This is a genomic window from Natrinema sp. SYSU A 869 (assembly GCF_019879105.1).
Classification (GTDB): domain Archaea; phylum Halobacteriota; class Halobacteria; order Halobacteriales; family Natrialbaceae; genus Natrinema.
The window spans coordinates 1832008-1845140 of sequence record NZ_CP082249.1; the positions used below are offsets into that span (position 1 = coordinate 1832008).

Below are 13133 nucleotides of genomic sequence, written 5' to 3' on the forward strand. Positions count from 1 at the left end.
CCTAAATACCTGCTATCACATAATATATCGTAGTTGTATGGAATACGGAGTCAGAAAAGAGTCTGTGGACGATGAACAGAGGGGAGACGGAGGATGAACAGAGAGGAGAGTTATATCGGCCTGAGCGGCGAAGAGGATCCGAATATCTGAGTGAACGTGATCTGGTTTTGTTTCATAAATAATATATATTGTCGTATATGTCAATATATGTACTATTTTAGCGCGCCGGTCGATGAACCGTCGAACGGCACGTCCAAGCGACCGATGCCGCTGGCACCGACACCGTGAACGAAACGCCGCGCTGAAACTGGGTCCACAGTTCGAGTTCGAGTCCCGTCTGTCGCTGGTCGAAACCCCAGTATTCGATGTCGAGGAAGTACTGAAAACGGGGGGTTTTTGCGCCGGCCGACCCAACGGCTGCACATGGCGCAGGCAACTCAGGAATTCGGCGAATGGCCGTTGAAACGCCTGATGACGGAGGTCGTCGGCTCGGGCCCAAAATCGGCCGACGACATGAACCGTGAGCAGGCCCGCGAGGCCTTCCAGCGGATTCTGGCCGGCGAACCCGACGCGACCACGCTCGGTGCGTTCTGGCTGGCCAACCGCTGGAAGCGCAACAACCCCGAGGAGCTGGCGGCCTACACCGACGTGATGCGCGAGGAGTCGGTCGTCACCGCCGAGCCGGACTGCGATCCGGTCGACTGCGGCGCGAACTACGACGGCAAGCATAGTTCGGCCGTCCTCGGCGTCGGTGCCGGTATCGTCGCCGCCGCAGCAGGGACGCCGATCGTCGTCCACTCGGGCGACCGCGTTCCGACGCAGAAGGCAACGGCGTACAAACACGTCCTCGAGGAACTCGGCATTCAGACGGAACTCGAGCCTGCGGAGAGCGCGGACATGGTCGACGAGACCGGCTTCGGCTTCTACTACCAGCCCACGTTCAACCCCGGGATTCAGGACCTCTACGACCGGCGCGATGAGATGGGCGTTCGAACGTTCGTCAACACGATCGAAACCGTTGCCAACCCCGCGAACGCCGACGTCCACCTGGGCTCGTTCTACCATCTCACCTTCGCGAAGAAGATGACCGATCTCATGGAAGCGAGCGCGCAACTCGACTACTCCCGCGCCATCTTCTTCCAGGGGATGGAGGGCTACGACGACATCCGTCCCGGTTACACGAAGGTGGCCGAGTGGGACGAGGGCGAGGAGTTAGCGGACTACGAGATCGAGACCGCCGAGTACGGCATGGCGATGGAAAACGAGGACCTCGAGGTCGACGACGTGACCGCCGACTCCGCCTCGATCACCGAGGCAGTGCTGGCCGGCGACCGCGAGGACCACTTCGCCGACGCCATCGCCCTCAACGGTGCGTTCCGGATGTACGCCCGTCAGGACGTCGACAGTCTCGAGGACGGCCTCGAGCGGGCCCGCGAGGTCATTTCGGACGGCAGCGCGGAAGCCGTGGTTGAGGACCTCCGAGCGTTCTGATCGATCGGAGTTCCCCGGTTCACTCTTGCTCGATTCGGCAAAGCTCGATACCGACCGTTTTAAACTCGGGTATTATATATTTCACTTCGACTGAGAGATCGAAAATCGAGGGGCCGACTCTGAACGGATTGCGAAACCGATTGAACGTCCAGAAGAGACGCTTTCAGTCCGAAATACGGGACAAGATCGGCTCGCGTCGAAACGGGATCCTGATAGGCATGATCGGCTTTAGTGTGCGATATCGACCGCGTTAGACAGTGGCGAGAAAGAGTGATGTCCAAAACAGTTCGAGCCATATATGTATGATATTTATTTAAGTTCCATATAGACAGCTATCGGACACTTCCGGAGACGCCTGAGATCGAGGAATCCATGTGGCTCAGTGCATCCAAGCGGCCCCAAACGAGCAAGCGGAATCGCGTCGCTCGAGACGGGAGCGAACGGTACACCTTTTTGATCGGTGGCCGTGACCATGGGCCATGGACGACTCACTGGACACCGTCTCGGTATCGTTCGACGAGGAACGCGGCATCGGCACGCTCACGATGAACCGCCCGGACGCGTTGAACGCACTGAACGAGCAGCTCAGGGACGACATCATCGCGGGGCTCGAACTGCTCGAGGAGCGAAACGAGGAGAGCGACGGCGTCGCCCTACGAGCCGTCGTGCTCGAGGGGGCCGGCGAGAAGGCCTTCTGTGCGGGTGCGGATATCGGTGGCTTCTCCGCGGAGTCGGCCGGTGGCTCCTCGGCCCGCTCGCACTACGATTTCATCCGGGACTTCCCCGCCCCCGTCATCGCGAAGATCGACGGCTACTGTCTCGGCGGCGGCCTCGAGACCGCGCTAGCCTGTGATTTCCGGCTAGCCAGCGAGGGCTCGACGTTCGGCTTCCCCGAAGTGAACCTCGGCATCCTCCCCGGTGCCGGCGGCGTCCAGTACGTCACGAAGCTGGCCGGTCCCGCCGTCGCGAAGGAACTGGCGATGACCGGCGAACACATCTCGGCTGCGCGAGCGGACGAAGAGGGAATCGTCAACCACGTCTACGCCGACGGTGAGTTCGAGGCAGAAGTCGACGCGTTCGTCACCGATCTGGCCGGCCAGGCACCGCTAGCGATTCAGGCGATCAAGCAGTCCGCAGATATGGCGGTTCACTCCGGGCTCGAGGAGGGGCTGGAATACGACCGCCAACTCTTCGAAGGGCTCCTCCAGACTGAGGACCACGCTGAGGGCGCGGCGGCGTTCTCCGAGGACCGCGAGCCCGAGTTCGAAGGGAAGTAACCGGACAAGGCGGACGACCTCTGCCTCACTCCGGACTGGTTTTTGACGTACGGTGGCGCGCGCTGTTTCGCGGCGAACCGACGGTGAGCCGCGGATCGACGTTGTGCGAGGAGATGAGCGAGCGACTCTGGAGCGAGCGTTAGCGCGGAACCTCCGGTCCCGCGCTAACGCTCCCTCCTTTCAGTCAGTCGCTCATCCCTCGCGCAGTGTCATCGATCGACCTTCCTACCGCTCTGGCCAATCGACAGCGTGCGCCACCGCATACCGGTTCGTCGGTCCGAAACGGAAGAGGTTCGTAAGGTGAAAAAGCCGATCCGTCAGTCCCACTCTTCGCCGATGCCGCGCAGCGAGAACGGGCCGACTGGGAGGTTGTACCCCTCCTCGAGCGCTTTGTCGACCTGCGCTTCCGTCGCGATGCCCTCATCGACGATTTTCTGGGCCTCCTCGCGCATCGCCGCGTGACAGCGGTTGGCAAGGAAGCCGTAGGAGCCTGGAGCATCGTCGATGGTGACGCTGGTCTTCCCAAGTTCTTCGACGAGTTCCTCTGCCCGCTCGATGACGGCCTCGTCGGTCTGTGGGGCCTGGACGATCTCGACCATCGACATCACTGGGACCGGATTGAAGAAGTGCGTGACGGCGACGCGCGAGGGGTCGGAGACGCCGTTTGCGATCGACGTCACCGAAAAGCCGCTGGTGTTCGAGTACAGCGGCTGCTCGTCCGTCACCTCGTCTAAGTCGCGGAAGACCTGGCCCTTGATCGCGAGATCCTCCGTGACGGCCTCGATAACGAACTCGGTCCCGTTCGTCGCCTCGTCGAGGTCCGTCGTGAACGTCACCCGCTCGAGGACCTCCGCTTTCTCGTCCTCGGAGAGATAGCCTCCCTCGACGGCGTCCTCGAGGCCATAGTTGCCCGATATGAGTCGTTCGCGGGCCTCTTCGGCCAGTTCCTCGTTGATCTCGCGGACGGTCACCTCGTAGCCGTTCCGTGCGAGTACCTGTGCGATACCAGCACCCATGATGCCGCCGCCGACGACGGCAGCACTTTCTCGTGCCATGCCAGCATCCTTCACGGGTATCGACTTAGTTCTTATCGAGATTCGAGACTCTGCCGCCAGCCGCCCGTACCCGACAGCCACCGTACATTTAATACTCGAGTCGTCGTTCTTGTGATATGGCAACGGAGTACACGCCGACTGAGATGATGGATCGGGAGTCCAGATCGAACCGCTACTACCGCAACGCGGTCGAGCGCCACTGGGATCCCGGCGAGATCGACCTCGAGAGAGACGTCGAGAACCTGCTGGCACATATCGATGCGTCAGACGAATACGACCGAGAATCCTGGTACGGAACGCTCAACGGCATCGCGAAGTTCGGAGCGGGCGAGGACGCGGTCACCGAGGACCTCGCGCCGCTGGGGGCCGTCCTCGATGACATCGACGATCAGCTGTTTCTGACGACACAGATGTACGAGGAGGCCAAACACGCGGACTTCTTCGATCGCTACTGGCGGGAAGTCATCTGGACTGTCGAAGACGAACTGGGCTGGGACCGATCGAATCCCCGCCATGAGCGATGGTTCAACGACCCGTACATCGAACTGTTCGACCGCAACCGGACGGCGCAGTTCCGGCTGCTCGAGGAGGACACCCCCGAAAACCGGGCGAACGCCTACTGTCACTACCACCTCACGGTCGAGGGAATCCTCGCCCAGACGGGCTACTACGGGATGCAGACCTCCTACGGCGGCGAGTTCGAGGGGCTTCCGCATCTTCCGGGGCTTGTCCAGGGCTTTACGAAGATCCGCAGCGACGAGGGTCGCCACGTTGGCTTCGGGATGAACCAACTCAAGAAGCTCATCGCTGAGGGGGTCGATCCCGAACTCATCCGGGAGACGGTCGAGGACCTCGTCCCGCTCGTGCAGGGAATCACCGAGGACAACCGGTACCAGCCTGACGATCCCGAGGAGCGCGTCGGCTTAGCAGACGGGAAGCTGGCCGAATACGCAGTCGAGAAACATACCGACCGAATGCGACAGATCACGGACGCCACGGCGGACATTCCGGACGTCGATGAGTTGGTGGCGCTCGAGGGCGACGACTGAGGGGAAACGGACGCACCGCCGTCCGTGTCCGCCGGATGATCGGTGACAGTACACTTTTGATACCCGAACGGGACGTGATACCATGCAGCTCGATTCGGTTCGAATACTCGATCTCTCGCGCCTGCTACCGGGGCCGTACGCGACGCAACTGCTCGCCGACGCAGGTGCCGACGTGGTGAAAGTGGAGGACACCGACACGGGCGATTACGCCCGCCACACGCCGCCGATGACCGAGCGCGACGTCGGCGCACTGTTCGACAGCGTCAATCGCGGCAAGCGGAGCATCGCGCTCGACCTGAAATCGGGGGCGGGGCGGACCGCCTTCTACCGACTTGTCGAAGAGGCAGACGTCGTCTTCGAGCAGTTTCGGCCCGGTGTCGCAGAGCGCCTCGAGATCGACTATGAGACGCTCACGGAATACAACGAGGACCTCGTCTACTGCTCGCTGTCGGGCTACGGCCAGACGGGCCCGGACGCCGAGCGCGCGGGTCACGACCTCAACTACATCGGTGTTGCGGGTCTGCTGGATATGACCCGCGAGAACGAGTCGATGGCCCCACAGATCCCGGGTTACCAGATCGGCGACCTCGGCGGCGGCCTGTTCGCCGCCTTCTCAATCGTCGGTGGCCTCCTGTCTCGCGAACTGGGCAACGGCGGCGAGTACGTCGACGTGGCCATGACCGATGTAGTCGCCTCCTTCTCGCAGGCGATTTCCTTCGAGGCGCTGACCGGCGACGATCCGCGACCGGGTGAGACGGCACTTACCGGAAAATTCCCCTGGTACGACGTCTACGAGACCGCCGGTGGGCGATACGTGACCCTCGCCGCACTCGAGCCGAAGTTCTGGACCGCCTTCTGCGAGGAGGTCGGCCGGGAGGAACTCCTCGACGCTCACGGCACCGACGACCCGGCCGAACTGGCGGCCGTCCGCGAGGAACTCGAGGCGCTGTTCGCGAGCCGCTCGAGAGATGCGTGGCTCGAGGACCTGAGCGACGAGACGATGGTCGGACCGGTGTGTACGCCGGCCGAGACCGTCGAACACCCACAGCTCGAGGCCCGCGAGTTGATCGAGCGGCCGGACGACGCGCCGCCGCGGGTCGGCTTCCCCGCGATGGGAACGAACGCCCCGGAGAGCCGCGACGAGTCGGTACCGGAGCACGGGGAGCATACCGACGAACTGCTCGCGTCGGTCGGGTACGACGAGAGCGAGCGGGACGCCCTCCGCGAGTCGGGGGCCGTCCGCTGAGAGCCGTTCGGTCGGGAGGGCGGCGTACGCACCCTAAATCATAAGGTACTGGACGAAATCAGTGGAGACGACTATGATGGGTGTCGAGTTAACACTTGACAAGATACTCGAGCGGGCGGTCGACCTGTTCCCCGACCGGGAACTGGTGACGAAACTGCCCGACGGGAGCACGCACCGGTATACGTACGCTGACGCGTACGGACGGATCAACCAACTCGCGGGCGCGCTTGACGACCTCGGTCTCGAGGCCGGCGACCGGGTCGGCGTCGTCGCGACGAACCACTACCGCCACTTCGAACTCTACTTCGGCCCGGCGTGTTCGGGGCGGTCGATCCACATGTGCAACATGCGGCTGCCCGACCACCACTTCGTTCACACGGTCGAGGACGCCGAGGATCGGGTGATCTTCGTCGATCCAGAACTCATCGAGAAAGTCGAAGCTAACGCCGACGACCTCGAGACGGTCGAGCAGTACGTCGTCCTCGACGACGAGGTGCCCGAGACGAGTCTCGAGCCGGTGACGGACTACGAGTCGTTGCTCTCCGGCCAGTCGACCGAGTACGAGTGGCCAGACATCGACGAGGATGCGGAGTACGGCATGTGTCACACCTCGGGGACCACGGGGCTGCCGAAGGGTGTCCCCTACTCCCACCGGGCGATGTACCTCCATAGCATCATGTGCGGCCATACGGATGCCAATGGGATCGGCGAGGACGACGTCGTCCTGCCGGTGGTTCCGATGTTCCACGCCAACGGCTGGGGGACACCCTACGCCGCGACGTTCGTCGGCGCGAAACAAGTCTTCCCCTCGGTCCAAACCGATCCCGAATCGATCGCCCGCCTGATCGACGAGGAGGACGTGACGTTCTCAGCGGCGGTGCCGACCATCTGGCTCGAGATGGCCGAATTCTTAGACGAGAATCCCGAGGTCGATATCTCGAACATCGACCGGCTGACGGTCGGCGGCTCCGCGCCGCCCGAGTCGCTCATCCGGACGTACGACGAGAAGTACGACGCGCCGATCATTCAGGGGTGGGGGATGACCGAGACCTCACCGCTCGGTACGCTCAGCACACTCCGCACGGAGGTCGCCGACCTCCCGAAGGACGAGCAGTACGAGTACCGCGCGAAGGCCGGCCTTCCCGTCCCGGGGATGCAGACGCGGATCATCGACGACGACGGCGAGGCGGTGCCCGCCGACGGGGAGACGATGGGCGAGTTGCAGGTTCGCAGCCCCTGGGTAACCGACCACTATCACAACCGGCCCGAGGAGAACGAGCAGGCGTTCACCGAGGACGGCTACCTCCGGACCGGCGACATCGCTACCCGCGACGAGGTGGGCTACGTCGACGTCGTCGACCGCGATAAGGACGTGATCAAGTCCGGCGGCGAGTGGATCTCCTCGGTGCAACTCGAGAACGAACTCATGGCCCACGAGGACGTCAGCGAGGCGACGGTCATCGCGGTCGAGCACGAGCGCTGGCAGGAGCGACCCATGGCGATCGCGGTTCCGCGAGATGGGGCCGAACTCACCGCGGACGACCTCGAGGCCCACCTCGGCGAGACGTTCCCCTCGTGGTGGCTGCCCGACGTCTACGAGTTCATCGACGAGATTCCGAAGACATCCACCGGAAAGTTCGACAAGAAGACGCTCCGGGACCAGTTCGACGTGGTCCTCGAGGCCGAGGACGACGAATCGGCACCCCAGCAGTGAGCGGTTCCGAGGATATATTTCAGTATGGTAGCAAACACCACAAGCGGCGTGCATTTCGACACTGGGGAGACCGAGTCGATCCGCGACGGTCCTGACGAGTCGCGTTCATCAAGCATAGCGAGCTGATCCGACATGGTCACACACCTCACAGACACGACTGCCGCCGGGCTCGCGAGAGCGATTCGGGACGGCGAGTATACACCGACCGAGGTCGTCGACGCCACCCTCGAGCGCATCCACGAACGGAACGATCGGACGAACGCCTTCATCACCGTCACGGACGACCTGGCCCGCGAGATGGCCGAAGAGGCCGAACGAGCGATCGCGGACGGCGAGCCGCTCGGGCCGCTCCACGGCGTCCCCGTCGCGATCAAGGACCTCGACGACGTCGAAGGGGTCCGGACGACCTCCGGCTCCCTGCTCTTCGAGGACCGCATCGCCGACTCGGATTCGCCGTTCGTCGCTCGGTTGAAGGCGGCGGGCGCGATCGTCGTCGGGAAGACGAACACGCCCGAGTTCGGGCTCGGGACGACGACCGACAACCGTATCGTCGGGCCGACGGGAACGCCGTTCAACCTCGACCGCGTCTCAGGCGGCTCGTCCGGCGGGGCCGGCGCGGCGCTCGCCGACGGGCTCGTACCGCTCGCACCAGGCTCGGACGCGGGCGGCTCGGTCCGGATTCCGGCGAGTTTCTGCGGCGTATACGGACTCAAGCCCACGCAGGGAGTGATCCCGAACGTCAGCCGGCCGAACGGGTTTGCGAGCCACACACCGTTTTCCACTGTGGGACCGATGGCACGGACGGTCGAAGACGCGGCCCTCTCGCTGGACGTGATGGCGGGGACCCATCCGCGCGATCCCTTCTCGGTCCCGAAGCGGAGCGAGTACCGCGCCGCCATCGACCGTCCCATCGACGAGCTGTCGATCGCCTACAGCCCGGATATGGGTACCTATCCCGTCGATCCCGACGTGCGCGAGGTGCTCGACGACGCTGTCGCGGCGTTCGAGCGTGCCGGCGCGACCGTCGACGCGGTCGATCCGGCTCTAGGACACGATAACGAGGAGATACTGGATGCCTACTACGCGATGGCGACCGTCCGGTGGCAGTCGCTGCTGGACGGTCTCGAGAACGAGGGCTTCGACCCGCGAGGCGAGGATCGCGACCGCCTGCGGCCGTATCTCGTCGACCTTATCGTGGACGCCGACGAACCGACTACGCGGGAGTACAAGCGCGCGGACGTCGTTCGGACGCGGGTTCTCGACGGGTTGGCGGAGCTCTTCGCGGAGTACGAACTCCTCGTGACGGCGACGGTGGGGACGACGCCGTTCCCCCACGGCGAGGAACCCGAGGCGATTGACGGCGTCGAGATCGAACCGCTCCGGGGCTGGGTGCTCACGCAGCCGTACAACCTCACCGGCCATCCGGCGGCCTCGATTCCGGCCGGCTCCGTCGACGGGCTCCCCGTCGGGATGCAGATCGCAGGCCGGCGACACGCCGACGATGAGGTTATCGCCGCCAGTGCCGCCCTCGAGCGCCAGCGGCCGTGGCGCGACGAGTATCCCGAGTGAAAGTCGGCGACGGTCTCCCTTCGTCCGCGATTAGAAGCTGAAGAGGTCGATTCCGCCGGTCACGCCGACTACCTGCCCGGTGACGTAGGAGGCCTGCTCCGAGCAGAGGTAGGTAACCATGTTTGCGACGTCTTCTTCCGTCCCGAGGTGGCGCATCGGGGTGGCCGCGGCGATGCGAGCGTAGTACTCATCGACGTTTTCTCGGAGTTCGTCGGGACTCATATCGGCCCAGTCGCCGACGACGATGTTGGGCGCGATGACGTTCGAGGTGACCCCCGATTGGGCCCCTCGAGGGCCATCGTTCGCCCGACGCCGATCATAGCGGCCTTCGTCGCGGAGTAGGAGAACTGGCCGAAGCCACCGTACCAGCCGGCCATCGAGGACATATTGATGATCCGTCCCCAGCCTCGCTCGCACATTCGGGGGAACAGTTCCTTGCTGATGTTGTACGTCCCCGTCAGGTTGATTTCGACGTCGCGGTCCCAGATTCCGTCGTCGTAGTCGCCAATCCGCGAGCGCGCGTCGACCATCGCCGCGTTGTTGACGAGGATGTCCACGCCGCCGAAGGCGTCGCGAACCTCGGCCATCGAGTCAGCAACGTCCTCGCGATCGGTGAGGTCGCACTCGAGCGCCATCGCTTCACCGCTATCAGCGGTTTCGTTGATTTCGTCGGCGACCTCCGCCGCGCCGTCCGCGTCGACGTCGAGGACGACGACGTTCGCGCCCTCAGCCGCGAGGAGTCTGCAGTCGGCGCTTCCGATTCGACCGGCACCGCCGGTGACGACGGCAATCCTGTCCTGAATTCCGAGATCCATCTCCCGAGCAAATACTTCGGTATTTGACTTAACAATTGTGGGGCGGTAACGATGTTCGGATCGAGTCCCGACTCGGATCACGCCGGAAAGAGTCCAGTACGGACGATCACGAATTTATGCACAACATCTATGATGAATCGCAAAATACTCAATCACACATCATGAACTCCGCAGTCATCGTCGACGCCGTCCGAACGCCGTTCGGGAAACGCGGCGGTTCGTTCAGGGATACGCATCCACAGGATCTCGCCGCGGAACCGCTCGAGGCGCTGCGCGAACGCAACGGGTTCGAGCCGGAGACGATCGAGGACGTCATCTACGGCTGTGTGACGCCGGTCGACGAACAGGGACTCAACATTGGTCGGCTCGCGCCGATGGTCGCGGGCTGGGGCGATATTGTTCCCGGGGTACAGCTCAATCGGATGTGTGGGTCGGGCCAGCAGGCGGCCAACTTCGCCGCGGCGAACGTCATGGCCGGCCAGCACGATGTGCTCATCGCCGGCGGCGTCGAGCACATGACCCGCGTCCCGATGGGGTCGGACGGCGACAAGCCGACGGACACGTACTTCGAGCACTTCGACGAACTGACGACGCAGGGCGAAGGTGCCGAACGCATCGCCGAGGAGTACGACCTGACGCGCACGGAACTCGACGAAATCGCCGCCGATTCCCAGCGGCGCTGGAAAGAGGCCTGGGACGAGGGCCGCTACGACGACCAGATCACGCCGGTCGAGACCGAACTCGGCGACGAGGGTAGCGAGTCGCAAAACGACACGGACAGTCGAACGGGGAGTGAAACGACCCGTGAGACGGTAGTCGTCGAGCAGGACGAACACCCCCGTCCCGGTACCGACGAGGAGACGCTCTCCGAACTGCCGCTGTCGTTCCGCGAGGAGGGTGAGGGCTTCCATCATCCCGGAAACTCCTCGGGGATCGTCGACGGCTCCTGCGCGCTGCTCATCACGAGCGAGGAGGCCGCCGAGGAACACGGCTGGGAACCGATGGCCCGCATCGTCCAGACCGAGGTCGTCGGCGTCGATCCCGTGACGATGTTGAAGGGGCCGATTCCCGCGACCGAGAACGTCCTCGAGAAGGCCGACATGACCGTGAGCGACATCGACCTGTTCGAGGTCAACGAGGCGTTCGCGTCGGTCGTCGGAGCCTGGCTCGAGGAAACGGGCGCGTCGTGGGAGGACGTTAACGTCAACGGCGGCGCGATCGCCCACGGCCACCCGCTAGGCGCGACCGGCGCAATGCTCCTGACGAAACTGGCCCACGAACTCGAGCGAACCGGTCAGGACACCGCGCTGTCGACGATGTGTATCGGCTTCGGCCAGGGCGTCGCGACGATCCTCGAGCGGGTCTGATCCGAACGCGATCGGTATCAGCGACGGGGCTCGAGTCCGAGCGAGCGACGGAGCGACCGAGGTGTCTCGGGGACGAAGAGCCGGCCGGTTCACCATTGGTTGCCAATGTATGCAATCTCTTACCTATAGCTTTACAATGCTGTATGCGATCATGGGTGATATGGAGTACCACGACTCCGAGAAAGCGACGGAGGTCGCGAGTCGCGTAGCGGACTTCATGGACGAAGTCGTCATTCCGCGCGAGCGAGAGGCGCTCGCCACGGACGAGGACATCACCATGGACGAGATTGAGGACATGTGGGAGATGGCCAAAGAGCGCGATCTGTTCGCGCCGCAGGTGCCCGAGGAGTACGGCGGGCAGGGCCTGGACTTCAGCGACATGCTGCCGTCGTTCGAACAGGTCGGTCGTTCCCTGATCGGCGCGCTCGCGATCCGCGCGAACGCGCCTCAGGAGGGGAACATGCACACCTTAGAGATGGTCGGCACTGAGGAACAGAAAGAAGAATATCTTGGCCCACTCGTGCAGGGCGAAATTTCCTCGGCGTTCGCGATGACCGAGCCGAAGGTCGGTGCCGGCTCGGACCCGAAGATGCTCCAGAGCACTGCCATCAAGGACGGCGACGAGTGGGTCATCAACGCCCACAAGTGGTGGACCTCTGACGGACTAGACGCCGACTTCTATCTGTTGATGGCCCGGACCGATCTGGATGCCCACCCCTACGAGGGCACCTCGATCATTCTGGTGCCGCGCGACGCCGACGGCGTCGAAGTCCAGCGGAACATCCCCCACCTCGGCGGTCACGGGATCACCGAACGAGAGGGCGGCCACGCCGAAGTGAAGTTCGACAACGTCCGCGTCCCCGTCGAGAACACCATCGGCGAGGAAGGGGAAGGGTTCCGCATCGCCCAGATGCGACTCGGCGGCGGCCGACTGACCCACTGCATGCGCTACTCCGGGATGGCCGAGCGCTCACTCGACATCGCGAAGGCCTACCTACAGGAGCGCGAGGCCTTCGGCACGAAACTCGAGGACAAGCAGGCGCTGCGCCATCGTATCGCTGACGCCGAGACGCGCCTGCACGCCGCTCGCTGTATGGTCCGCCACGCCGCGCGCGAACTCGACCGCAACGATGCCCGTATCGAGGTCGCGATGTCGAAGATGTTCACCGCGAACGTCACCAACGAGACCATCGATCTCGCCCTGCAGTGTTGTGGCGGCAACGGGATCGGCAAGGACCTGCCGATCGCTCACTTCTACGAGAACGTCCGCGCGTTCCGCATCGTCGACGGAGCCGACGAGGTCCATCGCCGCTCGATCGCCCGCTGGGCATTCGAGGACGTCGACGAGAGCGAAATCGAGAACACCCTGCAGTTCGACGAGGAGCTGCGGATCGACGCGCTCGACGAGTAACGCAGTCGACTCGAGCCGTCCGTTTCGGACTGCGATAGTAGCCGTTGAAACGAGTGACACGCTGATCGAACAGTTGTCATGCGAGCAGGTGTGCAGTGACTGTCAGTGACCACTATCGGTTCGATCGGGCTTCTATCGC

The 13133-nt window shown here is 63.6% G+C and carries 9 protein-coding genes and 1 pseudogene; 8 read left to right on the plus strand and 2 right to left on the minus strand.

The window, feature by feature from the left end; all coding sequences use genetic code 11:
* Positions 1 to 423 precede the first annotated feature (423 nt).
* Both K6I40_RS17290 and K6I40_RS17295 read left to right on the plus strand, forming a co-directional pair.
* A complete protein-coding gene (locus tag K6I40_RS17290; protein ID WP_222920224.1) occupies positions 424 to 1491 on the plus strand; it encodes an anthranilate phosphoribosyltransferase in 1068 nt (355 codons plus the stop codon).
* Between the two features lie 479 nt (positions 1492 to 1970).
* Complete coding sequence (locus tag K6I40_RS17295; protein WP_222920225.1) at positions 1971 to 2768, plus strand: enoyl-CoA hydratase/isomerase family protein; 798 nt, start codon at positions 1971 to 1973, stop codon at positions 2766 to 2768.
* Positions 2769 to 3085: 317 nt separating this feature from the next.
* On the opposite strand, the gene K6I40_RS17300 is transcribed toward K6I40_RS17295, so the two are convergent.
* Entirely contained in the window at positions 3086 to 3823 is a 738-nt protein-coding gene (locus K6I40_RS17300) for a 3-hydroxyacyl-CoA dehydrogenase family protein (RefSeq protein WP_222920226.1), read from the minus strand.
* A gap of 116 nt (positions 3824 to 3939) precedes the next feature.
* Here K6I40_RS17300 and K6I40_RS17305 point away from each other — a divergent pair, with 116 nt between their 5' ends.
* The 4 genes from K6I40_RS17305 (at position 3940) to K6I40_RS17320 (ending at position 9401) form a co-directional block, all read left to right on the plus strand.
* The gene (locus tag K6I40_RS17305) at positions 3940 to 4872 is read left to right on the plus strand and encodes a ribonucleoside-diphosphate reductase (protein ID WP_222920227.1); all 933 of its coding nucleotides are present in this window, start codon (positions 3940 to 3942) and stop codon (positions 4870 to 4872) included.
* An 82-nt stretch (positions 4873 to 4954) separates the two neighbouring features.
* On the plus strand, positions 4955 to 6118 hold the full coding sequence (locus K6I40_RS17310) for a CaiB/BaiF CoA-transferase family protein (RefSeq protein ID WP_222920228.1): 1164 nt from the start codon (positions 4955 to 4957) through the stop codon (positions 6116 to 6118).
* A 76-nt stretch (positions 6119 to 6194) separates the two neighbouring features.
* Positions 6195 to 7832 (plus strand): long-chain fatty acid--CoA ligase, encoded by a 1638-nt coding sequence (locus K6I40_RS17315; RefSeq protein WP_222920397.1) that lies wholly within the window; start codon positions 6195 to 6197, stop codon positions 7830 to 7832.
* Positions 7833 to 7964: 132 nt separating this feature from the next.
* The gene (locus K6I40_RS17320; RefSeq protein WP_222920229.1) at positions 7965 to 9401 is read left to right on the plus strand and encodes an amidase; all 1437 of its coding nucleotides are present in this window, start codon (positions 7965 to 7967) and stop codon (positions 9399 to 9401) included.
* Between the two features lie 30 nt (positions 9402 to 9431).
* Here the strand turns inward: K6I40_RS17320 and K6I40_RS17325 are convergent.
* Positions 9432 to 10216, minus strand: a pseudogene (locus K6I40_RS17325) (SDR family NAD(P)-dependent oxidoreductase).
* Positions 10217 to 10377: 161 nt separating this feature from the next.
* Here K6I40_RS17325 and K6I40_RS17330 point away from each other — a divergent pair.
* On the plus strand, positions 10378 to 11583 hold the full coding sequence (locus K6I40_RS17330) for a thiolase family protein (protein ID WP_222920230.1): 1206 nt from the start codon (positions 10378 to 10380) through the stop codon (positions 11581 to 11583).
* Between the two features lie 160 nt (positions 11584 to 11743).
* Complete coding sequence (locus K6I40_RS17335) at positions 11744 to 12994, plus strand: acyl-CoA dehydrogenase family protein (protein ID WP_222920231.1); 1251 nt, start codon at positions 11744 to 11746, stop codon at positions 12992 to 12994.
* Positions 12995 to 13133 lie beyond the last annotated feature (139 nt).

What these genes read in the sequence shown, in the direction of transcription:
- K6I40_RS17290 (WP_222920224.1), top strand. Translation starts at nt 424, where the DNA reads ATGGCGCAGGCAACTCAGGAATTCGGCGAATGGCCGTTGAAACGCCTG.
- K6I40_RS17295 (WP_222920225.1), top strand. Translation starts at nt 1,971, where the DNA reads ATGGACGACTCACTGGACACCGTCTCGGTATCGTTCGACGAGGAACGC.
- K6I40_RS17300 (WP_222920226.1), bottom strand. Translation starts at nt 3,823, where the DNA reads ATGGCACGAGAAAGTGCTGCCGTCGTCGGCGGCGGCATCATGGGTGCT.
- K6I40_RS17305 (WP_222920227.1), top strand. Translation starts at nt 3,940, where the DNA reads ATGGCAACGGAGTACACGCCGACTGAGATGATGGATCGGGAGTCCAGA.
- K6I40_RS17310 (WP_222920228.1), top strand. Translation starts at nt 4,955, where the DNA reads ATGCAGCTCGATTCGGTTCGAATACTCGATCTCTCGCGCCTGCTACCG.
- K6I40_RS17315 (WP_222920397.1), top strand. Translation starts at nt 6,195, where the DNA reads ATGGGTGTCGAGTTAACACTTGACAAGATACTCGAGCGGGCGGTCGAC.
- K6I40_RS17320 (WP_222920229.1), top strand. Translation starts at nt 7,965, where the DNA reads ATGGTCACACACCTCACAGACACGACTGCCGCCGGGCTCGCGAGAGCG.
- K6I40_RS17330 (WP_222920230.1), top strand. Translation starts at nt 10,378, where the DNA reads ATGAACTCCGCAGTCATCGTCGACGCCGTCCGAACGCCGTTCGGGAAA.
- K6I40_RS17335 (WP_222920231.1), top strand. Translation starts at nt 11,744, where the DNA reads ATGGAGTACCACGACTCCGAGAAAGCGACGGAGGTCGCGAGTCGCGTA.